Source organism: Arthrobacter oryzae (assembly GCF_030812315.1).
GTDB lineage: Bacteria > Actinomycetota > Actinomycetes > Actinomycetales > Micrococcaceae > Arthrobacter > Arthrobacter oryzae_B.
In genome coordinates this window covers 112,748-139,419 of the sequence record NZ_JAUSSM010000006.1, presented here as the reverse complement: position 1 = coordinate 139,419, position 26,672 = coordinate 112,748, and the positions used below count along the sequence as shown (strand labels likewise).

The 26,672-nt window shown below is 63.5% G+C and carries 25 protein-coding genes; 9 read left to right on the top strand and 16 right to left on the bottom strand.

Going from position 1 to position 26,672, the window contains the following annotated elements; translation table 11 throughout:
• The first annotated feature begins 168 nt into the window (after positions 1–168).
• Both J2S97_RS13555 and J2S97_RS13550 read left to right on the top strand, forming a co-directional pair.
• Positions 169–795 carry an FMN reductase gene (locus J2S97_RS13555; RefSeq protein ID WP_307050601.1) on the top strand — a complete coding sequence of 209 codons (627 nt, stop codon included), beginning with the start codon at positions 169–171 and terminating at the stop codon, positions 793–795.
• A 78-nt stretch (positions 796–873) separates the two neighbouring features.
• Entirely contained in the window at positions 874–1,257 is a 384-nt protein-coding gene (locus J2S97_RS13550) for a TFIIB-type zinc ribbon-containing protein (RefSeq protein ID WP_307050263.1), read from the top strand.
• A gap of 94 nt (positions 1,258–1,351) precedes the next feature.
• On the opposite strand, the gene J2S97_RS13545 is transcribed toward J2S97_RS13550, so the two are convergent.
• Together J2S97_RS13545 and J2S97_RS13540 are read right to left on the bottom strand one after the other, a co-directional pair.
• A complete protein-coding gene (locus J2S97_RS13545; RefSeq protein ID WP_307050261.1) occupies positions 1,352–1,918 on the bottom strand; it encodes a hypothetical protein in 567 nt (188 codons plus the stop codon).
• Between the two features lie 2 nt (positions 1,919–1,920).
• Positions 1,921–2,388, bottom strand: coding sequence for a hypothetical protein (locus J2S97_RS13540; protein WP_307050259.1), 468 nt, complete (start codon positions 2,386–2,388; stop codon positions 1,921–1,923).
• A 692-nt stretch (positions 2,389–3,080) separates the two neighbouring features.
• On the opposite strand from J2S97_RS13540, the gene dnaB reads away from it, so the two are divergent.
• A complete protein-coding gene (gene dnaB, locus J2S97_RS13535) occupies positions 3,081–4,463 on the top strand; it encodes a replicative DNA helicase (RefSeq protein ID WP_043479700.1) in 1,383 nt (460 codons plus the stop codon).
• Between the two features lie 24 nt (positions 4,464–4,487).
• On the opposite strand, the gene J2S97_RS13530 is transcribed toward dnaB, so the two are convergent.
• The 7 genes from J2S97_RS13530 to J2S97_RS13500 form a co-directional block, all read right to left on the bottom strand.
• Positions 4,488–4,865, bottom strand: a complete 378-nt coding sequence (locus J2S97_RS13530) for a hypothetical protein (protein WP_307050255.1) — start codon at positions 4,863–4,865, stop codon at positions 4,488–4,490.
• A 308-nt stretch (positions 4,866–5,173) separates the two neighbouring features.
• On the bottom strand, positions 5,174–5,971 hold the full coding sequence (locus tag J2S97_RS13525) for a CDP-alcohol phosphatidyltransferase family protein (RefSeq protein WP_307050253.1): 798 nt from the start codon (positions 5,969–5,971) through the stop codon (positions 5,174–5,176).
• A 4-nt stretch (positions 5,972–5,975) separates the two neighbouring features.
• Positions 5,976–7,148: a DUF1972 domain-containing protein gene (locus J2S97_RS13520; RefSeq protein WP_373460563.1), complete on the bottom strand. Its 1,173-nt coding sequence runs from the start codon at positions 7,146–7,148 to the stop codon at positions 5,976–5,978.
• Between the two features lie 52 nt (positions 7,149–7,200).
• Complete coding sequence (locus J2S97_RS13515; RefSeq protein ID WP_307050251.1) at positions 7,201–7,662, bottom strand: adenylyltransferase/cytidyltransferase family protein; 462 nt, start codon at positions 7,660–7,662, stop codon at positions 7,201–7,203.
• A 23-nt stretch (positions 7,663–7,685) separates the two neighbouring features.
• Positions 7,686–9,233 carry a sugar transferase gene (locus J2S97_RS13510; protein WP_307050249.1) on the bottom strand — a complete coding sequence of 516 codons (1,548 nt, stop codon included), beginning with the start codon at positions 9,231–9,233 and terminating at the stop codon, positions 7,686–7,688.
• Between the two features lie 533 nt (positions 9,234–9,766).
• On the bottom strand, positions 9,767–10,771 hold the full coding sequence (locus tag J2S97_RS13505) for an acyl-CoA thioesterase (RefSeq protein ID WP_307050247.1): 1,005 nt from the start codon (positions 10,769–10,771) through the stop codon (positions 9,767–9,769).
• Between the two features lie 108 nt (positions 10,772–10,879).
• Entirely contained in the window at positions 10,880–15,271 is a 4,392-nt protein-coding gene (locus tag J2S97_RS13500) for a rhamnogalacturonan lyase family protein (RefSeq protein WP_307050245.1), read from the bottom strand.
• Positions 15,272–15,605: 334 nt separating this feature from the next.
• Between J2S97_RS13500 and J2S97_RS13495 the strand changes: the two genes are divergently transcribed.
• The gene (locus J2S97_RS13495; protein WP_307050244.1) at positions 15,606–15,800 is read left to right on the top strand and encodes a hypothetical protein; all 195 of its coding nucleotides are present in this window, start codon (positions 15,606–15,608) and stop codon (positions 15,798–15,800) included.
• 561 nt (positions 15,801–16,361) lie between these two features.
• On the opposite strand, the gene J2S97_RS13490 is transcribed toward J2S97_RS13495, so the two are convergent.
• Positions 16,362–16,796 carry a DoxX family protein gene (locus J2S97_RS13490; RefSeq protein WP_307050242.1) on the bottom strand — a complete coding sequence of 145 codons (435 nt, stop codon included), beginning with the start codon at positions 16,794–16,796 and terminating at the stop codon, positions 16,362–16,364.
• Between the two features lie 155 nt (positions 16,797–16,951).
• Between J2S97_RS13490 and J2S97_RS13485 the strand changes: the two genes are divergently transcribed.
• The 3 genes from J2S97_RS13485 (at position 16,952) to J2S97_RS13475 (ending at position 19,419) form a co-directional block, all read left to right on the top strand.
• Positions 16,952–18,304 carry an MATE family efflux transporter gene (locus J2S97_RS13485; protein ID WP_307050240.1) on the top strand — a complete coding sequence of 451 codons (1,353 nt, stop codon included), beginning with the start codon at positions 16,952–16,954 and terminating at the stop codon, positions 18,302–18,304.
• 77 nt (positions 18,305–18,381) lie between these two features.
• Positions 18,382–18,978 carry a hypothetical protein gene (locus J2S97_RS13480; protein WP_307050239.1) on the top strand — a complete coding sequence of 199 codons (597 nt, stop codon included), beginning with the start codon at positions 18,382–18,384 and terminating at the stop codon, positions 18,976–18,978.
• Between the two features lie 81 nt (positions 18,979–19,059).
• Positions 19,060–19,419: a hypothetical protein gene (locus J2S97_RS13475; protein WP_307050237.1), complete on the top strand. Its 360-nt coding sequence runs from the start codon at positions 19,060–19,062 to the stop codon at positions 19,417–19,419.
• Between the two features lie 48 nt (positions 19,420–19,467).
• Here J2S97_RS13475 and J2S97_RS13470 read toward each other — a convergent pair whose 3' ends face one another.
• Positions 19,468–20,010: a CGNR zinc finger domain-containing protein gene (locus J2S97_RS13470; RefSeq protein ID WP_307050235.1), complete on the bottom strand. Its 543-nt coding sequence runs from the start codon at positions 20,008–20,010 to the stop codon at positions 19,468–19,470.
• Positions 20,011–20,168: 158 nt separating this feature from the next.
• Here J2S97_RS13470 and J2S97_RS13465 point away from each other — a divergent pair, with 158 nt between their 5' ends.
• Complete coding sequence (locus J2S97_RS13465) at positions 20,169–21,161, top strand: EamA family transporter (RefSeq protein ID WP_307050599.1); 993 nt, start codon at positions 20,169–20,171, stop codon at positions 21,159–21,161.
• A 144-nt stretch (positions 21,162–21,305) separates the two neighbouring features.
• Here the strand turns inward: J2S97_RS13465 and J2S97_RS13460 are convergent, their stop codons facing one another.
• Positions 21,306–21,569, bottom strand: coding sequence for a hypothetical protein (locus J2S97_RS13460; RefSeq protein WP_104172623.1), 264 nt, complete (start codon positions 21,567–21,569; stop codon positions 21,306–21,308).
• 211 nt (positions 21,570–21,780) lie between these two features.
• Between J2S97_RS13460 and J2S97_RS13455 the strand changes: the two genes are divergently transcribed.
• Entirely contained in the window at positions 21,781–22,053 is a 273-nt protein-coding gene (locus tag J2S97_RS13455) for a DUF2277 domain-containing protein (RefSeq protein ID WP_307050233.1), read from the top strand.
• Here J2S97_RS13455 and J2S97_RS13450 read toward each other — a convergent pair.
• The 4 genes from J2S97_RS13450 to J2S97_RS13435 all read right to left on the bottom strand — a co-directional run bounded on the left by J2S97_RS13450 (position 22,050) and on the right by J2S97_RS13435 (position 26,549).
• Complete coding sequence (locus J2S97_RS13450) at positions 22,050–24,518, bottom strand: heavy metal translocating P-type ATPase (protein ID WP_307050231.1); 2,469 nt, start codon at positions 24,516–24,518, stop codon at positions 22,050–22,052. The two genes, J2S97_RS13455 and J2S97_RS13450, sit on opposite strands and share 4 nt — an antisense overlap.
• 46 nt (positions 24,519–24,564) lie before the next feature.
• The gene (locus J2S97_RS13445) at positions 24,565–24,795 is read right to left on the bottom strand and encodes a heavy-metal-associated domain-containing protein (protein WP_307050229.1); all 231 of its coding nucleotides are present in this window, start codon (positions 24,793–24,795) and stop codon (positions 24,565–24,567) included.
• A gap of 85 nt (positions 24,796–24,880) precedes the next feature.
• On the bottom strand, positions 24,881–25,228 hold the full coding sequence (locus tag J2S97_RS13440; protein ID WP_307050227.1) for a metal-sensitive transcriptional regulator: 348 nt from the start codon (positions 25,226–25,228) through the stop codon (positions 24,881–24,883).
• A 112-nt stretch (positions 25,229–25,340) separates the two neighbouring features.
• A complete protein-coding gene (locus J2S97_RS13435) occupies positions 25,341–26,549 on the bottom strand; it encodes an MFS transporter (protein ID WP_307050224.1) in 1,209 nt (402 codons plus the stop codon).
• Between the last annotated feature and the right edge of the window lie 123 nt (positions 26,550–26,672).

Below are 26,672 nucleotides of genomic sequence, written 5' to 3'. Positions count from 1 at the left end.
ACGGCAGTCTGGCAGACGCCGCCCGGCTTGTCAGCAAGCCCTCCGGCATTGCTCCCGCCGCCGCGGACCAGGGCAGGCGCTGCGGAATAAACCACTGAACCGGGCAGTTTAGTAGGTAGATGCATACGCATGTACTCTGGAATTACCGTTGACCTTCAGGAGAAAACTGTGGAATCCCGCCGCATAACCGTCCTTTCCGCCGGCCTCGGCGTCCCGTCGTCGAGCAGGCTTCTTGCCGACCAGCTGGCGGTCGCCGCGGAACAGCGGCTGGCCGCCGCGGGCTATGCCGTGACAGTGGACGTTGTGGAACTCCGTGACCTCGCGGTGGACATCGCCAACAATTTCGTCACGGGCTATGCGGCCCCGCGTCTGGCCGAGGTCATTGCCGGCGTGGAGGACTCGGACGGCATCATCGCCGTCACCCCGGTCTTCAGCGCCTCCTACAGCGGCCTCTTCAAGTCCTTCGTCGACGTCCTTGACCCGAAATCGCTGGAGGGCAAGGCTGTCCTCGTCGGGGCAACCGGCGGCACCGACCGGCACCAGATGGTCCTGGACTACGCCATGCGTCCCCTGTTCAGCTACCTGCGGACCCGGGTTGCCGCCACAGGCGTCTTCGCCGGCCCCCAGGACTGGGGCAACGCGGACGACGGCGGCTCGCCCCTTTCGGTGCGGATCGACCTGGCCGCGGACGAGTTTGCAGGGCTGGTGATGGAGGCCCGCCCGCGGCGGACGCCCGAGGCGGCCGAGTCCCTGCCCTTCGAACAGCTCCTGGCCGGGATCTCGAACGGGCGGTAGGAACAGCGAGTCAGCCCTCAGCTACGGACTGCGGGGGATGCGCCGAACTTTTCCGGGGCCCTGCTCGTTGTGCCGGTCATGAAATGCCCTGTGGATTCAGTAGACCTAATCATGAGTGAGCGTAGCGGCGTGGAGATCGATTACTGTCCGCAGTGCCGTGGTGTGTGGCTTGACCGCGGCGAGCTGGACAAGATCATCGACAGGGCGGCGGAGCTGATGGGTCCGGCGGCCACGGCCGCTCCTGTTGCGCCGGCTGCCGCTCCCGTTTCCGGACTTATTCCGCCGCCCCTGTACAACAACCTGGACCCGAGCCGGGATGACAGGCGTGGCGATGATCGCCGCCACGACGAGCGGCGGGACCGGCCCCGGTACGATCAGCCCCGGTACGACGACCGCCGCTATGACGACCGCAGGCGGCCCAAGAAGAAGGAAGGCTGGCTCGGGGAGCTCTTCGATTTCTAGCAACGGGCCCTGACCCGCGGGGCGGCATCAGCCGAGGGGCTGCGCCGAGGGACAGGATGGACCGCCCGGGCCGAAGGCTCAGTCGTCGAAATGCTCAGTCGTCGAGCAGGGCAATGAACTCCCGGGCCTGCTTCATGGAGATGTCCGAGTGCCGCGTCAGCGCCGTTGCAGCGGCCTCGGTGTCGCCGCTCCTGGCCAGCGTGCGGATCCGGCCGTAGATTTCGTCGTTCAGCATGTTGCTGCTGACCTCGCGGGTGACATCTCCCTTGCTGGCAATGGCACGGTAGCGATAAGGGAAGCGCTCGGGAGTGTCATCGTCGTCATTGTCCGGCGCCTCAGGGGCCGCTGGGCCGAAGGGCTGCGGATGGGCGGCCAGGGCGCCGACGGCGTCGCGCGAGGCCCGCAGGCCCTCGCCTGAAGCTTCGTAGTAGAGCTTGATGGCCGCCATGGCCTGCCCTTGGGCGATGAGGGCGTACAGGCGCCGGTGCTGGTCCTCAGTGAGTTTGGATGCTGCAGCCCTGGCAAGTTCAACGGGATCCCGGGGCGGGGTACTCCCGCTCGTTTTGGTGCCGGAGGTGCGGCGCCCCACGGCGCGGACCACCAGCAGGACGCCCGCTCCCACGAGGAGCAGGATCAGAACGGGGATCACTAGCGATTCCATTACTACAGCCGATCTACATAATTCTTGGCGGTCAAAAGATCAGAATGCGTTGCCTGCCGCAGCATCTTGATGGCCTGGAGTTTCTGGCCGTTGCGGGCCATGGACTGCAGTTGCAGGGCAAACTGCGGGTTCAGCTGGCCGCCGGGCAGGACCGGACCCTGGTAGCCATGCATCCCCACACCCGGACCGGAACCGGCCTGGGCGCGTAGGGCCGCCCGCGCATGGTCGGCCTGCTGCGACTGCTGTTGCTCGTTCTGGCTTGGCCGGGTGGATGCATCAACCCGCGCCCGCGCGGCCGTGGCTGCCTTCACCTGGGCGGCGTAATGGGCCTGCGACCGGAGGGCCAGTTCCAGCTGGTATCGCTCCGCATCCGAAATGCCGGTGTTCCGTGGTTTCAAGGCCGTTGCAACCGCCCAGATCACTGCCACCAGAATGACGGCAGGCAGCATAACTATCACGACATCGCCCATGAATAGAGCTTATGCCAGTTCTCTGTTATCCACAGCATATTCTGAAGCGCGCATACAGTCTCGTGGCGCGAGCCGTCAATTCGGGGGCCTCATCGTGGCGTAAATCACAAGGGGCGTATATTCTCCGTCACTTCGGCAACTCCTACTGGCCGGTATCCCCAGCGGGAACCTGCAAGCTGTGGATGAATGTTCCGTAAAAGAATATTTCATCCACAAGCTATTCTTCACGTTTCCGCAGGTCAGAGGCACATTGATGGCCAAAGTTTTTTGGTATCCACAGGTGGGCACACAGGCTGTGCACAAGCAGGGGCCCTTAATCCACAACTTATCCACAGGTGTGCATGTATGTGGGCTTGGTGGCCGACGGAAGGGGCACTAACGTAGCGGGATACCTGTTTTTGGGGCGTTAGAACGTGTCCGTAATAGTGCGGGCAGGCTTGCTGCATGACATTTGCAGGCGGACCCGGACGCCCAATTGTGGATAACTTCCGCAAACTGGGGATAACCGGATTAGCGGCCGGAAGAACGGACGCCGGCGTTTGCCGACGCCTGAAGACTGTCAGTGCCTCCTGGTACTACTGGTCCTGCCGCACAGCGGAGAGTTCCGCTGCGCAGTGCAGCCCAAAGGCAGATAGCTACAGCACCGCCGGCAATGAGAAAACCGCCGCGGTACACAACGGAGGACGGCAACTTTGTCAGTTACGCACCTGGACTCAATCGAGGGCACCCGGAGTTCCGAAGGCAGCCGAAAGCCGCCGCAGGACATCCCTGCTGAGCAATCAGTGCTTGGCGGCATGATGCTGTCCAAGGACGCCATCGCCGACGTCGTCGAGATCTTGCGTGGCCAGGACTTCTACCGCCCCGCCCACGAGACAATCTACGAGGCCGTCATTGACCTCTACGGCCGCGGCGAGCCTGCCGATGCCGTCACTGTGTCCGATGAGCTGACCAAGCGCGGAGAGATCAACAGGATCGGCGGACCCGCCTACCTGCACGAGCTGATCCAGACCGTACCCACCGCCGCCAATGCCGGCTACTATGCGGAAATCGTTGCCGAGCGGGCCGTCCTCCGGCGGCTGGTCAACGCCGGCACCAAGATCGTCCAGTTGGGCTACGGCTCGGACGGTGAAGTGGAAGACCTCGTCAACCAGGCCCAGGCCGAGGTGTACGCCGTAGCCGAGCGGCGCACCGCAGAGGACTACGTGGTCCTCAAGGACGTCATGGAATCCACGGTTGACGAGATTGAAGCCTCCGGGCACCGCGGTGAAGGAATGGTGGGCGTCCCCACGGGCTTCTACGAGCTGGATGAGCTCACCCACGGACTGCACCCCGGGCAGATGATTGTTATCGCCGCCCGCCCGGCCGTCGGTAAGTCCACGTTCGCCCTGGACTTTGCGCGGTCCGCTGCCATCAAGAACAACCTCGCCACGGTGATGTTCTCCCTGGAAATGGGCCGGAACGAAATCGCCATGCGCCTGCTCTCCGCCGAGGCCACCATAGGCCTCCAGGACCTCCGCAAGGGCACCATCAAGGACGAACAATGGTCCAAGATCGCCACCACCATGGGCCGGATGAACGACGCCCCGCTGTTCATTGACGACAGCCCGAACATGTCGCTCATGGAAATCCGGGCAAAATGCCGGCGGCTCAAGCAGCAGCACGACCTCAAACTGGTCATCCTGGACTACCTGCAGCTCATGAGCTCCGGCAAGAAGGTCGAATCCCGCCAGCAGGAAGTCTCGGAGTTCTCCCGTGCGCTCAAGCTGCTGGCCAAGGAGCTCCAGGTGCCCGTGATTGCCCTTTCGCAGCTGAACCGTGGTTCCGAACAGCGCCAGGACAAACGGCCCATGGTTTCCGACCTCCGTGAATCCGGCTCGATCGAGCAGGACGCCGACATGGTCATCCTGCTCCACCGTGAGGACGTCTACGACAAGGAATCGCCGCGCGCCGGCGAGGCCGACATCCTTATTGCCAAGCACCGTAACGGACCCACCAAGGACATCGTGGTGGCGTTCCAAGGGCACTATTCGCGGTTTGCCAACATGGCGGCCGACGCCGGAGGCGGCGGCTTCTAGCCGTGCGGCGTGTGCGACCTGATTTTATGCTCCTGGTTTACCTGCAGACCCTTCGAAGACGGCTATAGGGTCCGTTACTCCGTAGTCGAATAGAATTCGGATCCGGTCACGTTCTGCCGGAGCAACGTTGAACACGAACACTGCCGAGGTGGAGCTGCGTGGAGCAACCGGTCCCGAGAATCCAACAACGCCCGGACCGCTTAGCTGATCAGCGGGCTTGCTCTCACTCCCGTACTCGACGTTCACCAGCATGTTGCTGGTCGGTATTTCAACATTTGTTGGGTTGTCGATCATGACTTGGAACCGTAGGGACGGCCCGGCCACTTCGCCCGGCAATCTGGCTTCGCCTTGTACTGTTTCGATGGCCGAAATTCTGAGCTTGGCTCCCTGGGCGATGGTCACGGTGGCGTTCAGGGGCACTGGCGGTGACACGGGCTGAGGTCCACGTGCAACCTCCGGCTTCGATGCCTCGTTTACGGTTCTTTCTGGTCCGGTAGCGCCTGCGGCGGGCGCGGCCTGCGGAGCGCTTCCCGTTTCCGTCACCGAGGGCGCTAGGGGAGCTTCCGTAGCGGCTAGGTGGGGCAGTGCCGCCACACCTGCCGAGGCCGCCGCTCCAATTGCGAGGAGAGCAGCTATGACAGCAGAGGCCGCTACCGCTCGTTTTACTTGTCGGCCTGCCCGGGGTTGCCGCGTGGGCTTTTGGTTCATGATCAGTCCCCTAAAGTTGTCTCGGTTACTACTGTTTCCAGGTTCTTCATGTCGTTAAACCATTTGAAAGAAGCCAAGAGCAAATGACCGGCATTTGCAAGGAAAAACAACGAATACAGGCTTATAAAAATACTTTCACTCCCCAAGAAAACAAAGAGAAAGCAAAGTGCACCGTAGTCGGTTGGTAATAGGGCAATCGACTTGATCACCGAACGTTTTTTCTTACCCGCAGAACGGGGCGGGCCAGAGTGAATTGTTTTGAGATGATCGTTGAGGATCATTGAAAAGAAGGCAACTGATGCAATAGCAGAATATAGGATTGGGACTAACAGCCACACGTCGTTCGAGAGATGAAAATTCCTGTAAGCGGCTATGAGTACTGCTAAATGGAGGCTGGGTAGTTTTGCGCAGTCAAGAACGTGGTCCAGCCATTCGCCGGCGGGGGAGCTGATGCCCCTCAGCCGGGCGACCTGACCGTCCGCGGAATCGAAAACATAGCCAAGGGCCAGCATGCTCCAGACGGTAATTCCGACCCACCAGGAACTCGGTGCTGCGGCGAGGAGTGTGATTCCCGAGAATGTCAGGACTGCGCTCACACAGGAGATGGCATTGGGTGACCATCCGATTCGATGGGCGGCCGCTGCGACATACTTTCCGGCTTTGCGATTGACGTATATGGAATACGGAGGCGCCCCCGCGGCTGCCGTTTTCTGCGCCGATGACAGTTGGAAAACGGTCTGTCGAAAACTAATGTCCTGCCCTTTGATGTGTGCAGCTACGCGCTGGCTTACTGAGGCCATGACGTCACCGAGCGGCTCGGACTAATTGCGGCTGCGAAGTCGTTTCAGCGGGCCGTCGCCTATGACCCGATCGGCGTACCGTGTGGTTGGCCAGCTTGTAACTCAGCCTCTCGTAACCATCAGCGACAGTGTCCCAGTCGTATGTTCCTGCGATTTCCAGGGAAGCCTTCGCTCGGGCCTGGATCTCGTCCGGGCGTAATTCGGCTTCTGCAAGAAGTGCTGCGACGTCCGCCGGCGAAGTGAAGTATTCCCCGCTAGTCCCCAAAATTTCCTTATTGAATGTCACGTCGAAGGCGTTTACAGCTGTTCCGGCGCCGAGCGCACGAAGCAGTGACGGGTTAGTGCCACCAACAGAGTGGCCGTGCCAGTAGATTCTCGAGTTCGCGTACAACTGGTCGAGTAACTCCTGATCCCAAACGCTGCCCAAAAAATTCACGCGTGAGTCGTCGCCCAGCGTGTGAATTGCACGAGTGTGCTGCTCCGCGTACGGGGCGGACCCGACCACGACCAACGGGAGCCGGGAAGCACTACTGACGTAGCCCCCGACAATAACGTCGACGTGATTTTCCGGCTCAAACCTTGCGACGACAAGGTCATATTTCCCAGGATCGAGTTTCAACTCGGCGAGTCTCTGCGACGTGTCGCGCGGAATCAGGGGTGCGCCGTAAGAGATGAGCTCACAGTCAGCGTCGAACTCGGAACGGTAGTAGCTCTGAATACCCGCTGCGTCCGCGATGAGTGAATCGGACCAACGGACCGCCATGGACTCGGCGAAGCGATAGTATTTCCGGCCCCAGCGGCCCCATTTGGCTCTCTTCCACTCCAAGCCATCAACGTGCGTGGCGACCGGGATGCGCGCGGCACGCAGCAGTGGCAGCCATGGTGAGTTGGCGGCATTGAAGACAATGGCAGCATCGACGCGGTGGCCCAAGATGTGGCCAACTGAAAGGCCCGTATGGCAAATGGTTTCAAGTGTCCTTTTCTGAGGGGCAGGCAGGTGCACTAACTGCATGCCCAGATACTCCTGTTCGGCACTGCCTGGGTAGCGCTGGGTTCGGCAGTAGACCACAACCTCATGACCGCGGTCCACGAGTCTTCGACCTACTTCCTCCACGCATGTCTCAAATCCCCCGTAGCGTGCAGGTACTCCGCGTGTGCCCACTAGAGCTATCTTCAGCGGGGCCTGAAATTTGTTCTTCCGGTACACTCGTGCCTCCTCAGCTCGGGTTCTAGACGTCGATGGATTGCTTGTGCGAATCCTCGCCGGTCAACGGCGAATTGAGGGTTTCCAGTGCGAGGCGAAGTACCGAGCTTGAGGTGTGGACTGTGTACGGAAAGTAGACGACTTCCACTCCCACGGCCGCAAATGCCTGCTCGAGGCGGACGCCCTTAGGGGTTCCCCGCCAGTCATCCCCTTTGAAGAAGACGTTGAACTTAAGCTCTTTCCAGGCTTCAAGCTTGTCCGGAATGGTCTCCGCAACCGCTCTGTCCACATAACCGACCTCACTGACGATCTCCAGCCTTTCAACGAGTGGAACGATAGGTTTGCGCCCCTTTCGCAGTTGGCAGAGCTCGTCCGAAACGACCCCGGCAATCAAGTAATCGCATTGGCTTTTGGCCAACCTAAGAATGTTGAGATGTCCGATGTGAAACAAATCAAAGGCTCCTGCGGCGTATCCGATTCTTTGCACGTCTGTCCTCCTGCTTTACGGATCTAGTAGGCCCCGGTTGGCTTGAACATTTGCTTCGCAGTCCGCCAAAGGATGATGATGTCGCCGGCGAGTGACCAGTTTTCGACGTAGTACAGGTCCAGCCGGACGCTGTCCTGCCAGTTGAGTTCAGAACGGCCGTTGATCTGCCACATTCCAGTAAGTCCAGGCTTGATATAAAGCCGGCGATGAACGTGGCTTTCGTACCCGTCCACTTCTCTTTGCAGCGGTGGTCTTGGACCGACAAGGCTCATGTCTCCCATGAATACGTTCCAGAACTGGGGAAACTCATCCAATGAGTAGTGACGTAACCACCGGCCGACTTTGGTAACTCGCGGATCGTTTCGCATCTTAAAAAGGAGGCCAGAACCCTCGTTTTGATCCAGCAGACTTGCGAGATCGTCCTCAGCCGTCACTACCATGGAACGGAACTTGAGCATCATGAAGGTTTGACCGCCCTTTCCGATGCGTTCTTGGCGGAAAATAACCGGGCCGCGGCTATCCAGACGGATAAGTACCGCCAGGACGACAAAGAGCGGTGATAGTGCCACGAGTGCCGCAGCCGAGAGAACTATGTCCAGGAGACGCTTTAGGGAATGCTTACCGCCGGCGTAGCGCGGTAGCTCCACGTGCATAAGAGGCAGTCCTTCGAGGGGGCGGGAATGAATCCTGGGCCCTGCAACGTTTGTCAGTCCAGTTGCGAGGATCAGCTCCGTTGCACTTTCCTCCAGCTGCCAGCCGAGCTCCTGGATGTACTTGCTGCCGCCCTCCACCTGCCCCGCCACGATAACGGCGTCAGCTTCCGTTTCCGCGACAGCATCTACAACTGAGTAGATATCCGCAACAACCGGTAGGGCCTGCCCGTTGACGACCAGGCTGGCGTGTTGGTCCTTTCCCTGGAGGGCGACACCCACTACTTTGTAGACCGGACCGGACTTCTTCTCCAGTTGATCAATGACATATTGGACGTCTTCCACGGAGCCTAGGACGACCACCTTCGACAGATAATGGCCGTGAAAACGCTGCCTGGTAAGCCACCGCCGGAGTGACCAGCGCGAGGCCATGAGTCCGACCCCACCCAGTGGAAGCGCTAGGGCAAAGTAGCTACGGGCGATGTCAATCTCGAAAACAGCGCACGTCATGGCCAGGAGGCCCAAAAGCATGACCGTAGCCGTGAAAACGCGTTTGAATTCGTCAGGACCGATTCCCACGACGCGTTTGTCCCGGCTCCGATAAACACTCAAGAGTCCGATCCAGCCTCCAGCGATCACGGCTGATATGGGAAAGAATTCAACTGGATGTCCCGCAATGGCTATTTCTGCGGTGCCGACACCACTCACTACATGCGCCAGCAATGTCACGAAGCAGACCACGGCAAGGTCAAAAACCCAAACCAACCGGTTGTAGCGCCGAGCCCAGAAAATCCCGGATACCGGGCGGCCCAAATAGTTTGTGTCGGGTTGTCGCATACTTCCAAACCCAGTTGGGGAAAGTACCGAGGTTGGTATCCTGAATCCAAACTCTGCAGCGCGTGCATCTTCCAGTGGGCTCATTGCTGCCTCGCCATGCCGCGGAATTTCCCGCCCGGAAACCTAGCATTTGCTCCGCACATATGCGAAGCCGTCCAGGGATGCAGTGCCGTCCAAACAATGCTTGATGGCATTTCCGTACCTGTTTCTCCCAAAAGTCCGTTGTCCGTTAGGACCTTCTTCGGAGTTCCCCCCGAAGAAACTTCAGGCTATGGAAGATTCGTCCCTGCAACACGAGTGGCACCCACCTGTCATTTCCCGGCGGGGACAGGAGGGTAGTACCCGGGCCTACCTGTGTTCCGCACGAGGCACTCAGTTTGGGACGTGTAATACAGGACGTTCAGCCTCGAATACCACGTTCAAAGAGCGGGGAATTACAGGGCTCAAAGAACCGAAATGCAGAGTTTTGGGCAGTTCGTCGCAGAGGGGTAGTCCGTCCTGATGCCCGGGATCAGCATGCAGTCAGGAAAATGCTCAATCGCCACGTGGCCTTCTGCAGCCGTCGAGAGGCTTGTGGAGTCAGTCAGCCGATGCCGGCGGCTTTCTAACCTGCTGGACTACGTCTTCGGCTGCGCCGCTGCCGTCTCCTCCGCCGCGCCACCGGCCAGAAGGTGGGTGGGCAGTCGGTTTCCAGGTGCCCGGCCCCGGATCTCCAGTAGTTCCCGGGCATGGGCATGCAGGCGCTTGTCCTCCTCGGAGACCGGCATCCACGGCGGGATAGGCACCGAGTTCCCGGCAGCGTCGCGGGCCACCATGACGGTCAGGCAGTAGGTGGTGAGGTTCATCTCCCGACCCTTGGGATCGCCGGAACGGACGTGTACGGCAATGTGCATCCCTTTGGTTCCTGTGTACACCAGGCGCGCTTCCACCTCCACCACGTGGCCGATCAGCAGCGGGCGGTAGAAGCGCACACCGCCGGAAAACACGGCCACAGTGTCCTTGCCGCAGTACCGCGAAGCGCACACGTAGGCCGCCTCGTCGATCCATTTCATGACGATTCCGCCGTGCACCTTGCCGCCCCAGTTCACATCCGTGGGGGCGGCCATGAACCGGAGGACAACGCGTTCGGCGGTTCCGGCGTCCGTATATTCCTGCGCGTTCATAGCCTGGACGATGTCCTCGCGGACCTTGATCCGCGCCAGGGCGTGGCCGCGCTCTTCGACTTCCTCCGCGGTGGACGGCTCGAACGGCCTGACGGGTACCGGCTTCCCGTCCGGGCCCACGGCCACGAAGATCACCATGCACTGGCTGCGCATCGTGGCTCGCCCGCCTTTGGGATCGCCGGACGACACCACGGTGCGGATATGCATCGAGGATCGCCCGGTATAGACGATTGTGGCGGTGACTTCCACCATGTCGCCGCTGTTGACCGGATCGGCAAAGTGGATGTTGCCCACGTAGGCGGTCACGCAATAGGACTTGGCCCAGCCGACGGCGGCGGCGTAGGCAGCCTTGTCAACCCATTCGAGGACTGTTCCGGCGTCAACGGAACCGCTGTGGCCGACGTCGGTGGGGGCCGCAAGGAAGCGGAGGGTCACTGAATTGGCGGCAGTCTCGCTCATGCTGCGAGTTTACTGATGACCCGGCGTACCGGCGGATCGGAATGACACAAACGCCGCCCCACCCGCCATATGCGGGTGGGGGCGGCGTCCGGTGCCGGGGCGGCGGAGCTAGCGTGCCCCGGTGTATACGATGTCCGGCTGCGACGGCATCTCCATACCCTCACCGATGAAGAAGCCCGGGTGCGGAGGCTGGTTGTACGAGATGTTTTCCCGTGCCACCGCAAGGCGGTACACCGGATCGTGCATCAGGGTCCGGAGGCGGACGTCGGTGGACGCTGTGGTGGTGTAGATCCGCAGCTCCGTGCTGTCCGACGACGGCCACGCGATTTCCTCGCGCCAGTCACCGAGGAGGTCCGCCTGGACGGCCGGTGTTCCCTTGGTGCCGTTGTTGGACTTGGCGCCCGTGGCCGTCAATAGCCTGTCGCTGCCTTCGGTGTTCCAGTTCCACTTGCTGATGGTGGGCACCCCGCTGTAGGTGGCGTCGTCGAAATCATGGTCAACAATCTCGCGCAGCAGGTCACCGTCCCACCACGCCAGGAAGTTGGCGGCCGGAATCTTCTCGGCGATCAGTTCTCCCTTGGCCGACATCAGCTGGCCCACGGGCGAGTTCCAGGCAGCAGTGCCGCCGATGGCCCAGCCCTCGGCACCCGCGTGGCGGGGATCAATGTCACCTGCCGCGCCGCGGCCGGTGTCCTTGGCCGCCGGAATGCTCCAGAGCACCTCACCGGTCCGCGAATCCCGGAACGTCGCGCCGCGGTTCCCGCTGGATCCCATGTCCTCGTGGACCGCGAAGGTTTCCAGTCCCGGCCGCGAAGGATCGAGGTCGCTGGTGTGGATTGCGTCGCCGTGGCCCAGCCCGGTGGTGTAGAGCGGCTGGCCGTTGTCATCGATGGTCATGGAGCCGAAGACGAACTCGTCCTTGCCGTCGGCATCCACGTCCGCCACGGAAAGGTTGTGGTTGCCCTGTCCGCGGTATTGGGCTCCGGACACGTCCGAGTCGAAGATCCAGCGTTTGATGATCTTGCCTGCCACGAGGTCGTACGTCGCGAGCACGGCCCGGGTGTAGTAGCCGCGGCTGAACATCATGGACGGGTGCTCCCCGTCCAGGTAAGCCACGGCGCCGAGGAAACGGTCCACGCGGTTGCCGTAGCCGTCGCCCCAGGCCGCCACGTCGCCGCGCGGCGGATCATATTTGACGGTGTCCATGATGGTGCCAGTGGCGCCGTGGAAGACCGTGAGGAACTCGTCGCCGATGAGGACGTAGCCGCTGCTGGTCCGGTAGTCGGCGTTCGGGTTTCCGATCACCGTACCGGCCGCATCGCGGGTTCCGTCCGCCGTCTTCATGGCGATTTCCGCCTTGCCGTCGCCATCGAAGTCGTAGGCGAGCAGCTGGGTGTAATGGGCTCCAGCTCGGATGTTCGGGCCCATGTTGATCCGCCAGAGCTTGGTGCCGTCCATCCTGTAGGCGTCAACGTACACGGTGCCCGTGTAGCCGGCCTGCGAGTTGTCCTTGGAGTTGGACGGGGACCACATCTGGATGATTTCGTAGGTGCCGTCACCGTCGACGTCCGCCACGCTCGCGTCTCCGGCGGAGTAGCTGTAGGGCTGCCCGTCCTTGGTGTAGTCGTCTGCGGGCTTGTCCAGTTTGATGGCCAGGTAGTTGCGGGACATGGGCGTGAACTCGGCCGTCAGCTGGTCTGCGCCGGCACCTACAGCCTTGATCACGTATTTAGAGGAGGCTGTTCCTGTGCTGTCCAGGTAGGACGTGCTGTTCCTGATCGGGTCCGCGGTGAGCTGGACGCCGTCGCGGATGACATGGAAGCCGATCTGTTCGGGATCCAGGCCCAGCATGCGCCAGCCCAGGCGAACGCCTTCGTCGGTGAGCAGTGCCACGGGGGCGCGGTCCAGATTCTCCACCTGCCGGTTCACCACAGTGACCCTGTCCGTGCCGATCACAGGGGAGGCTGCGGATTCCCCGCCCTTGTTGATGGCGGTCACGCGGTAGTAATACTTAATGGTCGTCAGCACCGTTGTGTCCGTGAAAGTGACCTCGGTGGCGCGGCCGGCGTACGCGAAGGTGCCGTTTGCCGACGTCGAACGGTACACATGGTAGGCGGCCGCGCCGCTGACCTTCTGCCATTTCAGGCTGACGCTGGTCTTCTCAATCGCCTTGACGTCCACTTTGGCAGGGGCCGCGGGAACGGCAGTTCCCGGGTCCGTTAGGGAGACGTCCACGGTATTGGACGGCACCGACTCGAGGCCGGTGTTGTCCACCGCAGTGACGTGGTACTTGTAGGGGAGTCCTGCGAAGGCCGTGGTGTCCACAAACGTGGGTTCGGTGACGTTTTCGGCCACAAGCTGCGGCTGTGCCTCGAAGTTCGCCTGCCGGAACACCTTGTAGCTGGCAGCGTCGGCAATGGCGTCCCAGGCGAGTACCACCACCGCCGGATCGGCTGCTCCATCCACAGCGGTGGTTCGGAGGTTGGTGGGACCAACCAGCAGCGGGGTGACTTCCAGGCCGTTGAGGCGCTGGCCGGAGCCGCTGATGGTGACGTTGAGCTGGCCGTCGGTCACCAGGACCTGGTTGATGATCTTTTCCGCGAACGAGGCCTTGCCGGACGAAACCTGGCCGTAGCCCTTGCCTTCCACGGCCACGTCCGTGCGGGTGGAGCCGATCCAGTCGCTGTGATAGGTCTTCAGTGCATAGGTTCCGTTCGGCACATCCAGCTGGAATTCGAAGCTGGAGCCGCTGAGTACGAAGTCCCGGAGCAGGTTGGTGGTGACGGCGCCGCGGTCCCGGTCGCTGAGGACCGCGAGGTCCTTTAAGCCGAAGCCGCGCTCCTTGTTGTAGGCCAAGGTGCGGTTGACCTCGGTGTAGCCGGCCTCAACGGGGGCGCCGACGGGACCGAAATCGAATTTGTATTTGGCTTCCTTGGTGGTCAGGGCCAGTGCGTCGCTGGGCTCGGAAAGGCCCTTGCCGTTCATTGCGGCGATCCGGACACTGTAGGCGGTGCCCTCAGCCAGGCCCGTGACGTTTGCAGTGGGGACGGTTGCCGTTGTGGCCAGCTTGTAGGCGCTTTCCGGTTCAGACGCCAGCTTCCGGTACACCTTGTAGATATCCGCGCCCTCGGTGGGCTGCCACTTGAGCAGCGCACCGGCGTTGGAGATGCTGCCGGCCACCAGGCTCTGCGGCTTTGCGGGAACGGCCGACGGCGGGACGATCTCCTTGGCGCGGGCTGCCAGCGGGATATTGAGCTGCTTCACGCCACCCGCCAGCAGGCGTGCCATCTGGATGGCACCGTATTCCTGGAAATGCGTGTCGTCCACCGTTCCGGTGGGCCGGTTGGGGTAGACCCCGGGATCCACGTGGAGGAAGACGGATTTTGTGTCCTCCGGGCCGATTTCGTCGAAGTATGCGCGGCTCAGCGCCGACAGATCCACCAGCGCCACGTTCTCTTCGGCGGCCAGTTCCTTCATCTTGTCCACATACTCCGGGAAGCTGATGTTGAACTTTCCTGTTGCCTCGTCGAAATCGCGCCGTCCCACCGGCGTGACCAGTACCGGCGTGGCCCCGCGCTGGCGGGTCCCGTTGACGTAGGTGCGCAGATACTCCTTGTAGTCGGCGGGGGAGGCGTACCGGTCGTCGACACCCACAGTGGCGTCGTTGTGGCCGAACTGCACCATCAGGTAGTCGCCCGGGTTGATGACGCGCAGGATTTCATCGAGCCGGCCCTGGCTGATGAAGTTCTTCGAGCTGCGTCCGCCGATCGCGTGGTTGAAAAAGGAGACTGTGTCCTCGAAATACCGGTCAATCATCTGACCCCAGCCGGCCTGCGGGACGTAGCCGGCGTCGTACGTCTGCACTGTGGAATCGCCGGCGAGGTAGACCGCAGGATCCGTGGTGGCGGTCCGCGGCGCGCGGGCTGCGATGACCAGGGAGTTGATCTTGGCTGCCGTGCCGCTGAAATCGAGGTTGAGCTGCCCATCCACGAGGGAGATGGGAAATTCCATCTCCAAGTACTGGCCCGCGGGTTTGTCCGTGAGCTGCACCTTTGCCATCTTCTCAGCGGTAATCGCGATGTTGGTGGCTGCCGTGGAGTCGCCGGCGATGACCTTGATGGTGTAGTCGCCGTTGGGGAGGTCCACCAGGAAACTGCCGCCTTGGACCTGTACAAAGTCGGACCGCAATGGATCGGCGGTGCCGCGGTCTTCGCCGGTGGTCAGGGTGGTGTCTGCGAAGCCGAACTTCGAAACGGCGCTGTATGCCTGTCCGGCGTTCACCTGGGTGTAGCCGTCTGCGGCGGCGCCCGGGCCGAAGTCGAAGCGGAAGCCCGAGCCGGCCGGCGGGAGCGGGGTTTCGGCGTGGACGGCGGGGACGCCGGTGAAGGCAACGGCCGCGGCGGCCACGGCTGCCGTGAGGGCTTTTGCGCCTGACCGCAGACCAGCTAACCCGACTCCGGAACGGTTCCAGGTGGCGCCTTCTTGAGGGGGATACTTCACGAACATCTCCTTTGATGACCTGTGGAAATGCCAACCACAGCGTTGGTTTTGTATCGATTCAATAGATGAGGGTTGGGTGAGGACGAAGTAAAGCGAGCGGTTGTGCCCAAGGGGGTGGCCGGGCGGTATTCCAGGCCGGTCATGGGTGGGGGTGCGGTGTTACGGAAGTTGTGAACTGGTAAGGGCCGTGTAGCCCTGATGCGTCGGAACAGGTTTATCAGTGGATCGTTTCAAAGGTCAAGGATATTTGTTTCATTTCTGTGAGTTTTTGTTATTTCGTGTCTCAACGCAGTCAACCGATGTTTGGTTTGCGAAGCTAAGTCCAGGGCTCTCGATGCCCACGCTGGTCATGACGCATGCCGAGGGCATCGCGGTGCTCGACGCCGCCTCACTGGAAGTGGTGGGCGAGGCGGAGCTCGCGGGCTTCAACAGGCTGAACCCCGCGGGCGATGGCCGCCATGTCCTGGTGTCGACAGGAAATGCGTTCAGGTGTTTGATGCCGCGTCTGAACCGAAGTGGAGATCTTTGACCCGGCAGGCTGGCGGAAGAAGGCGGCGCCCTCCGCGAGATGACGAAGCAAGGCGGGGAATCGCCGTTCTCGGGGCTGGAACGGGCCAGAACCGGAGCGAGCTGGTGCGGAACGGGGACTGCTTGGGTGTTCACGGCGAGGCGGCGGCAGGGGAGGGGGCGGTTGTGGTGGCTGTGAGAATGGCATCTGATATACCGCGACGGCGAGATTTCCAAAAGTGACCAGTCCCGAGGATCATCGATCCGCTGACCGGCAACATCACGTCGACTGTTCCCGTGGTGGAGGCGTGGGAGGAATCGGAGACGTGGCAGGACCCGCGCCCCGCGCTGTTCGTGCAGGGCTCCACTGCTTACGTGACCGAGCCGGCCCGCGGGTGATCCATACCGTGGACCTTCGGTCCGGCACCAGCCGAGCTGCCGCACGTGCCCAACGAATTGACGGGCGTGTCAGGCTAATATTCCCGAACGGGAATGTTTTCGGTTCCGCATAAAACGACGCCGGGCCGGCCACATGCGGTGACCGGCCCGGCGTCGAGCGCTGATTGATTGCTTCAGCGGCTGCTTAGGCGAGGACGCTGAGCTTCGAGTTGCTGCGGCCGAACAATGCCCGGTCCACGGCTACCTTGCCCGCGCCGGTCAGGGCAATGGCTCCGGCTCCGGCTGCCAGCAGCAGCACCAGCTCGTAACCGCCCGTGGCGGCGAAGACGCCGGCAGAAGCGTGGACCAGGAACAGCGCGCCGAGCATGTTGACCGCGAGGAGTGCGGCGAAGATGCGCGTGAGCACCCCGAGAATCAGGGCGACGCCGCCAACTAGCTCGAGGGTGGCGACGGCAGGTGCAGCCAGTTCGGCGGCCGGCACACCCATTTTGGCGAAGGACGCCTGCGTGCCCGCGATGGTCCACTCATTGAACTTCTGCCAGCCGTGGGCTGCGAAGAGGAATCCAGCTATGACGCGCAGGATAGTGAGTGCTGTGGTGGTCAGTTTGGACTGGTTCATGGGAGTTTCGCCATTTCGGAGATCGGTGGGACATTGCCGCACGCGCCGTGAGGAACGCGCCATTGAAACTTCAATAATCAACACTGACAAGAATTGGTTGAAGAGTCAAGTATATGAGGCGGCATGTGACAGGTCTCTCCCGCTAGGCTGAATCCGTGCCAGAATCACGCGCCACCGCCGAAGTTGTACCCGCCGGCCGGAACACCCGGGAAATCCTCCGCCTCGCCGTCCCGGCATTCGGCGCCCTCATCGCCGAACCGCTCTTCCTGCTGGCGGACTCGGCCATCGTTGGCCATCTCGGGGTGGCGCAACTGGCAGGAGTGGGGCTGGCTTCCGCGGTCCTCCACACGGCCGTTGGACTCATGGTGTTCCTGGCATACTCCACCACCCCGGCGGTTGCCCGTGCCATCGGCGAGGGCAAGCTTCCCAAGGCGCTGGCGGCAGGCCGGGATGGCGTCTGGCTGGCACTGGTCCTCGGCCTGGTACTCGCGGCGGCAGGGTTTGCGGGTGCCGAGCTTCTGGTCGACCTGATGGGCGCCACGGGCGATGTCCGCCAGTTCGCGGTCGACTACCTTCGCTGGTCCATGCCCGGGCTCGTGGCCATGCTGCTGATCTTTGCCGGTACCGGGGTGCTGCGCGGCCTGCAGGACACGCGGACCCCGCTGGTCGTGGCGTCAGTGGGCTTCGCGCTGAACATTCTCCTCAATCTCGCCCTGGTCTACGGACTGAATTGGTCCGTGACCGGTTCCGCAGTGGGCACCAGTATCGCCCAGTGGGCAATGGCCCTGGTGTACCTGGTCATCGTCCAGCGCAATGCCCGCAACCACGGCGTTTCGCTGCGGCCGGACTGGCGGGGAGTGCGGGCCATGACCAAGGTGGGGTCGTGGCTCATGCTTCGGACACTGAGCTTGCGCATAGCGATCCTCGCAACGGTGCTGGTGGTTACGGCCCAAGGCTCAGTGAACTTGGCTGCCCACCAGCTGGCCATGACCATCTTCACCTTCCTGGCGTTTGCCCTGGATGCCCTTGCCATCGCCGCCCAGGCCCTGATCGGCAAAGAGTTGGGTGCGGCCAATCCTGCCAAAGCGCGTGAGCTGACCAGGACCATGATCCGCTGGGGTGCAGGTTTCGGTGTGGTCACCGGTGTGCTGCTGGCCGTTGCGGCCCCGTGGGCGGGTGGCCTGTTCACGTCCGACGCCGGCGTCCAGTCCGCGCTAATGCTCGCCCTGTGGGTTCTCGCCGTGGGCCAGCCCCTGGCCGGCTATGTCTTCGTCCTGGACGGCGTCCTCATTGGGGCCGGTGATGCGAAGTACCTGGCGATCGCCGGCGTCGTCAACCTTGCCGTGTACGCGCCCCTGCTGGTGGCTGTGCGGCTCGCCGCTGTCGACGACGCCGCAGGGCTTGCGTGGCTGTGGGTGGCCTTTTCGCTGGGCTACATGTCCGCTCGCGCAGTGACCCTGGGCCTGCGGGCGAGGACCGACAAGTGGATGGTGGTCGGTTCGTCCTAAGCCGGTTTCCGGGTGGGCCTCCGGGCCAATTCTCCTGCCCGGTTCGCGTGGAATCCGCTGCGCACTAAACTGGACGCGTGACCCTCCCCGCATCCCCTGCCGATCCTGCTGCCCTCACCGCTCCCGCCGCGGACCTGTGGAAGCCGGTGCTCACCAGGGCCGTAGCAGCCCTTGCCTTCGGCGCAGTAACCATCTTCTGGGCGTCGCCGTCGGCATCCGAAATGGGCTGGGTGGGCGGACTTTACCTGTTGGCCACCGGCGTGACGCTGCTCCGCGGAATCGGACAGTTCGGCATCGCCGCCAAACAGCCGGCCGGCAAGGTCATGGCCGCAGCCGGGGCCGCCATGACCGGAGCAGGTGTGGCCGTAGCGTTTCTGGGCAGCGAACTTGTGCTCGGCGTCATCGGTGCGCTGGGTCTTGGCCTGCTGGGGGCAGCGGAACTCTACCTCGGTATCCTCTACCGCGGCCGCGGTGTCCTGGCCCGCGACTGGCTGGCTTCAGGCGTGATCGGCCTGGGAACTGCTGTGGCGCTTCCGTTCTTTATCAGTCTCGGAGCGCATGCCCTGCTGGGAGTAGCCGGGGGCGGAGCGATCATTTCCGGCGTTCTTTGGATCCTGGCGGCCCTGACCCTGCGGCACGATGCACGGTCGGTTTCCAGCGAGGCCGTAAACTAGTAAGGAACGGTTCTACTCCGTGTAGAACAATCGCTTGACTACTGCGGCCGTGCCCCGGCCGTGCCCACGGGAGGAAACACCTTGGCACACCAGAAACCAGGAGAACCGCGAAATCTGCGGACCTCGGTCAAGGGACCCCTCATGTTCTCCGCATTCTGGGCTGTCCTGGCGTTCTTTGCCGTGCTGATCTTCGCCTCCGGGGGCAGCTCCCGGGCCCCCCGTTTCGACCTCGCCTTCACCGGTGCCGGCATCGCCTTCATTGTGACCCTGGTCATCGCCGCGATGCTCTCGATGAGCCACAAGGACAACGCCGACCACCTGGGCAAGGGGTCCGGCGTCAACCTCAGCTCCAAGAAGTCTTCTGGTCACGGCTACTCCGCCCGCTCGGAGCCCCAGGCCCCGGGGGCGCCGGATTCCGCGCCCGGCAGCGACTCCCGCTAGACCCTTACCGGCGCCGGCTCGCGGCGGGTGTTCCCGCCAGCGGCGGTTCTATGAGGCTGCCTTCCGGGCGCGGTAGGCCGCAACGTGCGCCCTGTTGGCGCAGTTCCCGGTATCGCAATACCGCTTGGACCGGTTCCGGCTGAGATCCAGCACCACTGCGTCGCAATCTTCCGCGGCGCACACGAGCATCCGGTCCATCTCCTTGCTGCGGATCACATCCACGAGCGCCATGGCGGCCTCGGTGCTCATTCTGTCCGCCAAGGGGGCCTCCCGCGTTGTGGCGTGCAGGTGCCAGTCCCATTCATCGTGCTTGATCAGTTGCGGTAGCGCATTGGCTTCCCGGAGCAGCCGGTTAACTGTTTCGACGGCCGAGCCCTCATCCATGGTCCACAGCTCGGTGAGCTGGCCCCGCAGCTTATGGACGCTGGCCAGCTCAGCCGTGTCCCGCGCCCTCGCTCCCGAGAAGCCTTCCTCCCGGAGGAAGCGGTCCAAATCCCCGATCGTGGCCAGGTGCTCTTCGCCGTTGGCGGCGCTGTTGATCAGCCTCACCACAGTGCGAAGCGCCACTTCAGTGTCAGGGGCAAAAACCATCTTGACTCCTTACAGGATCCGGGCGTAATGTCATGACCATAACCCCACTTTACTCCTGACAGGAGGCAGCCGTGCCTGCCGTAAGCAAACGCGCCGAACTACCCGTCAAGGGCGCCGTTTCCCGGCCCGGCGCCACTCCCGGGCCTGCTGCCGGCTTCCTGGCGTCAGGGCTCGGCGTTGCGTTGTTCTCTTCGGCGGTTTTCGGACTCTCCGGATCGTTTGCGAAAGCCCTGCTCGAAACCGGCTGGACCCCCGGCGCTGCAGTGACGGCACGCCTCACCGGTGCGGCGATAATCCTGGCCGTCCCGGCCGTCCCAGCGCTGCGCGGCCGCTGGAACCAGCTGAAGGACAACTGGCTGACCATCCTGCTGTTCGGGCTCATTGGCGTAGCAGCATGCCAGCTCTTCTACTTCAACGCCGTGGCGCGTCTGTCCGTCGGCGTAGCCCTGCTCCTCGAATACCTGGCCCCGGTGATCATCGTGCTCTGGCTATGGGCAGCTAGCCGCCGTCGTCCACGCCCCCTCACCATTGCGGGAACCCTGTTTTCCCTGGGCGGACTGGTCCTGGTGCTGGACCTGACGGGTGCAGTGAAGATCGATTTCGTCGGTGTCCTGTGGGGAATCGCTGCAGCCGTCTGCCTGGCTATCTACTTCTTCATCACGGCCAAGGAAAATGACACGCTGCCGCCGATTGTCCTGGCATCCGGCGGCCTCATGGTGGGTGCTGCGGTGATGTGGCTGGCAGCCGCCACGGGCCTACTGCCCATGGCATCCAGCACCGCGGACACCAAGCTGGGGCCGTGGACCACACCGTGGTGGGTGCCGCTGGGTGGCCTGATTGTCCTGGCCACCGTCCTGGCCTACGTTTCAGGCATTGTGGCCGCACGGGCGCTGGGTTCCAAGGTGGCGTCCTTCGTGTCGCTCACCGAAGTGCTCTTCGCCGTCATCTGGGCCTGGCTCCTGCTCGGTGAACTGCCCGGGCCCATCCAGCTCCTCGGCGGGGTGCTGATTGTCGGCGGCGTGGTGCTGGTCCGGGTGGATGAACTCCGCGGTGCGCGGGCCGCGACTGCCGCTGCCGGCATCCCCGGACCGGCCGACGCGGCGGCTCCGGGGCCGCTGGATCACGCAAACGACGTCGAACCGGTCCCGTAGGCAGCTCCGCATGATGCGGCGACGGCCCGCGGTGATTAAACCCGCGGTGATTAAAAGCCGGATGCCCCGGACGCTGTGTGCGTCCGGGGCATCCGCATGTAAACGGTACTTCCGCTGAATCCATCCCTGGCGGGAGCTGGCTTCCTAGCGGGAAGCCTCTTCCTGCTGGGAAGCGTTCTTGGTAGCCTGCTTGCCGGCTTCCTGCAGCGCCTGTGCCACCTTGGCCAGGGCCGTCACGTGCGAACCGGACCACTCGCTGCGGAACTTGTCCGCGTCCGGACCCTTCCAGTCAGTGCCGTCAAGAGCCTTCGACAGCTGCGACTTCTGCTTCTCAATCTCGGACGAACCAGCCTGAAGCTTGGTTCCGAGCGCCTTGAGCTGAGCAATGTCTGCACCCCAAATAGCCATTAGTTATCTCCTTTAGTCAACGGACCCGATCCGATCGGCTCCCCAGCGGCCCCCGGCTCATCCGGAAGATCCATTACCTAGAACCTATCCCGCGGCCCAACCCACCGTCGATGGGCACCGCTCCCCATGCAGCACTCCCCATGCGAGCAGGAACTTATACAGCACAGGCTAAGGGGTCGATCCCAAGCGTTCCAGAGCCTAGCATGGCTTTATGTGCCGGAATATCCGAACCCTCCACAACTTTGAACCGCACGCTACCTCCGACGAGGTGCACGCCGCCGCCCTGCAGTATGTGCGCAAGATCAGCGGCAGCACCAAGCCCTCCAAGGCCAATGAAGAGGCCTTTGAGGAGGCCGTGCACGAGATCGCCCACATCACTCAGCACCTGCTCGATTCGCTGGTGACGCACGCCCCGGCAAAGCACCGGGATGAGGAGGCCGCCAAAGCCCGCGCCCGTGCGGCCGTCCGCTTCGGCGCCGCCTAGGCTGCCCGGCCGGTCGGTGAGGGCCGGCCGAAGCGGCGGAGCCGCAGCGAGTTAGCCACCACCAGCACGGAACTCGCGGCCATCGCGGCGCCGGCGATCATCGGGTTCAGCAGCCCCAGCGCCGCCACGGGAATGCCGACGGCGTTGTAGAAGAATGCCCAGAACAGGTTGGTCTTGATAGTGGCCAGCGTCTGCCGGGACAGCTGGATGGCCTGCGCCACCTGCCCCAGGTCGTTGCCCATGACGGTGAGGTCCGCCGCTTCGATGGCCACGTCTGTGCCCGATCCCATAGCGATGCCCAGGTCGGCCTGCGCCAGGGCCGCGGCGTCATTCACGCCGTCACCGGCCATGGCAACCGTGGCGCCGCCGGCCTGCAGTTTCCGCACGGCCGCGACCTTGCCCTCCGGCAGCACCCCGGCAAACACATCGTCCGGAGCGATGCCGACGGCGGCTGCCACTTGAGCGGCCACCGCCGCGTTGTCCCCGGTCAGCAGGATCGGCCGAAGGCCCAGTTGCTTCAGCCGCGAGATCGCTGCCGCCGAGCCCGGCTTGATCGTGTCGCGCAACGAGACAATCCCTGCCGGCTGCCCGTCCACGGCAACCCAGATGGCGGTAGCCCCGGACTCTTCCGCGGTCCGTAGGGCCTCCCGCTGCTCCGTAGTCACCGGTATGCCGTTTTCCAGCAGCCAGCCCGTCCGTCCGGCCGTGACATGCCGGCCCGCCACACGGCCGGAAACTCCGCCGCCCGGAGCGGAACGGAAATGCTCGACGGCGGGAAGCCGCCCGCCGTCGTCGTTCCGGCTCTCCGCGGACACTGCCGCAGCCGCGATCGCATGAGCGATGGGGTGCTCGGAAGAGGCCTCAACCGCCCCGGCTAGACGCAACACGTCGGCGCTGCTGTAGGTTCCGAAGGCGTTGGTGGCGTCAACGGCCAGACGTCCGGTGGTCACTGTGCCGGTTTTATCCAGCAGGATGGTGTCCACGGTGCGCGTGTCTTCAAGAACCTGCGGACCCTTAATCAGAATCCCGAGCTGGGCGCCGCGGCCTGTACCCGTGAGGAGTCCGACCGGAGTGGCCAGGCCCAGTGCGCAGGGACAGGCTATGACCAGCACCGCCACCGCGGCTGTGAAGGCCGCGCGCAGTTCAGCATCGGTGATGGCGGGCGCGGCGATCAGCAGCCATACGGTGAAGGTGACGATGGCGATGACCAGCACAATCGGAACGAACACCGCACTGATGCGGTCCGCGAGGCGTGCGATCGGGGCCTTTCCGGTCTGCGCCTGGGAAACCAGCCGTGCCATCTGGGCGAGTGTGGTCTCCGAGCCGACCCGGGTGGCCCGCACCAGGAGCCGGCCGGACGTGTTGATGGTGGCGCCCGTGACACTACTGTCCGGCCCCACTTCCACCGGCACCGACTCACCCGTGACCAGGGAGGCATCCACGGCGGAGGCGCCGTCGATCACCACACCGTCGGTGGCGATCTTTTCACCGGGGCGGACCACCATGACGTCGCCCACCACCAGTTGGTCGGCCGGAATCCTCAGCTCCGCGCCGTCTGCCAGCACCGTGGCATCCTTCGCACCCAGGTTCAGGAGCGCCTTGAGGGCGTCGCCGGCTTTTTGCTTGGCGTTTGCTTCCAGGTAGCGGCCCAGGAGGAGGAACGTCGTGACCACTGAGGCCACTTCGAAGTACAGGCCGCCCGATCCCATTTCCATGCCGGGGTGTTCGGTCAGGCGGGGATCCGCCAGCAACTGCCAGGCTGAGAAGAGGTAGGCGGCAATGACGCCGATAGAGACCAGGGTGTCCATCGTTGAGGCGAAGTGCCGGGCGTTGATGGCGGCTGCGCGGTGGAACGGCCAGGCCGCCCAGCTCGCGACTGGCAAGGCCAGGGCGCCCACAACCCAGCCCCAGTTGGCGAACTGGAACGCCGGGAACATTGAAATCACGAACACCGGGACCGTCAGAACGGCCGCAAGCATAAGCCGGGGCTTGAGTTGCGTGGCGGCGCCGCCGGCGACATGCTCTGCATGCTCGGTCGTTCCTCCCTTAGACGCATGCTGCCGCATGCCCCCGGCGTCGCCTCCGAAGGCTGTGCCGTCAGCGGGCAGCCTTCCGGTGTCAGCCGGCGCGGAATCGCTGCGCGACAGCGTGCGCACAAGCGACGTACGAGCGGGCACGCCGGGCGCATCGGTTTCGTGGCCGGAACCTTGGCTTGGGTAGCGCGGCGGCCGGACTTTTGCCTTGTAGCCTGCCGCTTCCACGGTGGCCGTTATTTGTTCGTCAGTGATGCCGGCCGGGACCGTGACCTGGGCCGACTCGAGGGGCAGGTTTACCAAGGCCTCCACGCCGTCGAGCTTTCCGAGCTTGCGCTCCACCCGGCTGACGCAGGAAGCGCACGTCATGCCTTCGATGTCCAGTTCTATCACCCGGGGTCCCGGCTGGTGCAGCAGTTGCTCGTTACTCACGCGGTGTCCTCTGTCGTCCTGTGTCCTAGTGGGGTAGGCGGGCCGTTCAGGCGTCGTTGGCCACCACAAGGTAGCCGGCCTCGGCAACGGCTTCCCCGATTTCGGAGCGGGAGAGCGCCTTTTCGGAAGTGATGGTGACGGTGGAAATTCCGCCTGAGTTGAGGTCGACGTCGACCGCTTCCACACCCTCCAGCGATTCGAGTTCTTCGCTTACTGAGGACACGCAGTGGCCGCAGGTCATGCCGGACACATTGACGGTGGTGGATACGGGGCTCATGGTTTGCTCCTTTTTCTCGGCGGTGCCGGTGGTGCCGGACTGGGCCGGTTGGATCAGTCCGAAGGTGTGGCGGGCGGGGACGGGGCTAGCGGAGCAGCCGCCCGATGGCATCGGTGGCCTCCTTGACCTTGAAGTCGATGGTTTCCGCGCGCAGTGCCGGATCGGGCTCCGAGGCGGCTCCGACGACGCAGTGGCCAATGTGCTCTTCGACGAGGCCGAGGCTCACTGCGTGCAGGGCCTTGTTCACCGCGGCAACCTGGGTGAGGATATCGATGCAGTACTTGTCCTCATCCACCATCCGGGCGATTCCACGGACCTGGCCCTCGATGCGTTTGAGCCTCCGCAGATACGCCTCTTTGTTAGCGGTGTAGCCGTGCTGGGGGACGTTTTCGGCGTCTGCAGTCCGGATGGCAGCTTCTTCAGGTGAGTCCATTCCCCCAACTTATACCCCTAAGGGGTATAAGACAAGTACCCCCAGGGGGTATATCCGACGAGCCCCGGCCCAACAGGCTTCGGCCAGCGGGTTCCGGCTCAGGGCCTCCGGGTTAAGGCCTCGGCCCAGGGGGCTCCGCAGGAGTACCGCTGCGGGCCATGCTGCCCATGCCGAGCAGCGACGTGGCGGCCACGGCCGCGGCGAGAACCCCCAGTCCCACGGGCAGTACGGACGCCGTTGCCACGGCACCCACCAGGAGGGGGCCTCCGGCGTCGCCAAGTTCCCGTCCCAGCTCGGCCGAGCCCATGGTCCGGCCCAGCCGCTCGGGCGGAGTGGTGGCGGCGAGATGCGCGAAACCCAGCGGTGTTGCGGTGCCGATGCCCACACCGATGGCAGCAGCCGCGACGAAGATGGTGACCGGCCCGGGAAGCAGCGCCACGGCTGCGATTCCGGCCGCCGTCAACAGCAGCCCCGCTGTCATTCCCGGACCGTCAGGGAGCCGGCCCTGATCGCGCAGGCGGCCGATCCAGGGTTGCGTGACTGCGGAGGTGAGTGCCAACAGGCTGACGGCGGCCACGGCGGCTACGGGGTCCAGGCCGTGCCGGGTGGCGAGTGCGGGGAGGAAGCCGATGGCTGTGCCCAGGGCTCCGGTGGCGGCCGCAAGGACGAGCGTGGGGACCAGGAAACTGCGGTGCGTTACCTGGCGGGCAAGGTCCAGCAGCGTGTACCGGGGCCGGGCTAGAGGCTCCAGCCGGGGCAGTGCTGCCATTGCCCACACCGCTGTTGCCGCTGCGATGATTCCCAGGGCGGCGAAGAGCAGGGGGAAGCCGCCCAGGAAAATCAGCGCCGCGCCCATCAGGGGACCCGCGACATAGCCCAGGCTTTTCCACGAACCGTAGCGGCCAAAGTACGTGCCGGCGTTGCGGCCTGCAAGCCTCGCCACCATCGCGGAGGAAGCCGGTGAAAAAGCAGAGGCGGCCGCGCCTTGGCCGACTCGGGCGAGGCCAAGCATGAGGGGGTTCGCCCCCCACAGTCCAATCAGCGACATCAGGGCGAAGGCAAGAAGGCCTGCCACGACCACGGGTTTGGTGCCGATCCGATCGCTCAGGGCGCCGAATACCGGTTTCAGCACCACCTCCGCCAGGTCATAGACAGCCAAGAGGATGCCCAGGTTCAGCAGGCTCAGGCCGATATCACCGCTGTGGGCGCCCATTCCGGCTGCGATGCTGTGTGCACCGAAGGCCGTGACGAATCCGGCCGCATACAGGGGCGCAGTCGTGGCGGCCGTGGCAGTCGGGGAGTGGCTTGGCGCTGAGGTCACGGGAGTGCTCCTGAGGGGCGGCCGGTGCCGCAGCGGAAGCCGGCCGGACATTAAAAAGCTCCGGAGTGCGTTATTGGGGGATACGCACTCCGGAGCAGCTTTTGGGGCAGGTACAACATCTGC

Excerpts from the sequence above, each read along its gene's own strand:
- J2S97_RS13550 (WP_307050263.1), top strand. The coding sequence starts at position 874 with ATGAAATGCCCTGTGGATTCAGTAGACCTAATCATGAGTGAGCGTAGC.
- J2S97_RS13545 (WP_307050261.1), bottom strand. The coding sequence starts at position 1,918 with ATGGAATCGCTAGTGATCCCCGTTCTGATCCTGCTCCTCGTGGGAGCG.
- J2S97_RS13540 (WP_307050259.1), bottom strand. The coding sequence starts at position 2,388 with ATGGGCGATGTCGTGATAGTTATGCTGCCTGCCGTCATTCTGGTGGCA.
- J2S97_RS13525 (WP_307050253.1), bottom strand. The coding sequence starts at position 5,971 with ATGGCCTCAGTAAGCCAGCGCGTAGCTGCACACATCAAAGGGCAGGAC.
- J2S97_RS13510 (WP_307050249.1), bottom strand. The coding sequence starts at position 9,233 with ATGAGCCCACTGGAAGATGCACGCGCTGCAGAGTTTGGATTCAGGATA.
- J2S97_RS13505 (WP_307050247.1), bottom strand. The coding sequence starts at position 10,771 with ATGAGCGAGACTGCCGCCAATTCAGTGACCCTCCGCTTCCTTGCGGCC.
- J2S97_RS13495 (WP_307050244.1), top strand. The coding sequence starts at position 15,606 with ATGCCCACGCTGGTCATGACGCATGCCGAGGGCATCGCGGTGCTCGAC.
- J2S97_RS13490 (WP_307050242.1), bottom strand. The coding sequence starts at position 16,796 with ATGAACCAGTCCAAACTGACCACCACAGCACTCACTATCCTGCGCGTC.
- J2S97_RS13470 (WP_307050235.1), bottom strand. The coding sequence starts at position 20,010 with ATGGTTTTTGCCCCTGACACTGAAGTGGCGCTTCGCACTGTGGTGAGG.
- J2S97_RS13460 (WP_104172623.1), bottom strand. The coding sequence starts at position 21,569 with ATGGCTATTTGGGGTGCAGACATTGCTCAGCTCAAGGCGCTCGGAACC.
- J2S97_RS13455 (WP_307050233.1), top strand. The coding sequence starts at position 21,781 with ATGTGCCGGAATATCCGAACCCTCCACAACTTTGAACCGCACGCTACC.
- J2S97_RS13445 (WP_307050229.1), bottom strand. The coding sequence starts at position 24,795 with ATGAGCCCCGTATCCACCACCGTCAATGTGTCCGGCATGACCTGCGGC.
- J2S97_RS13440 (WP_307050227.1), bottom strand. The coding sequence starts at position 25,228 with ATGGACTCACCTGAAGAAGCTGCCATCCGGACTGCAGACGCCGAAAAC.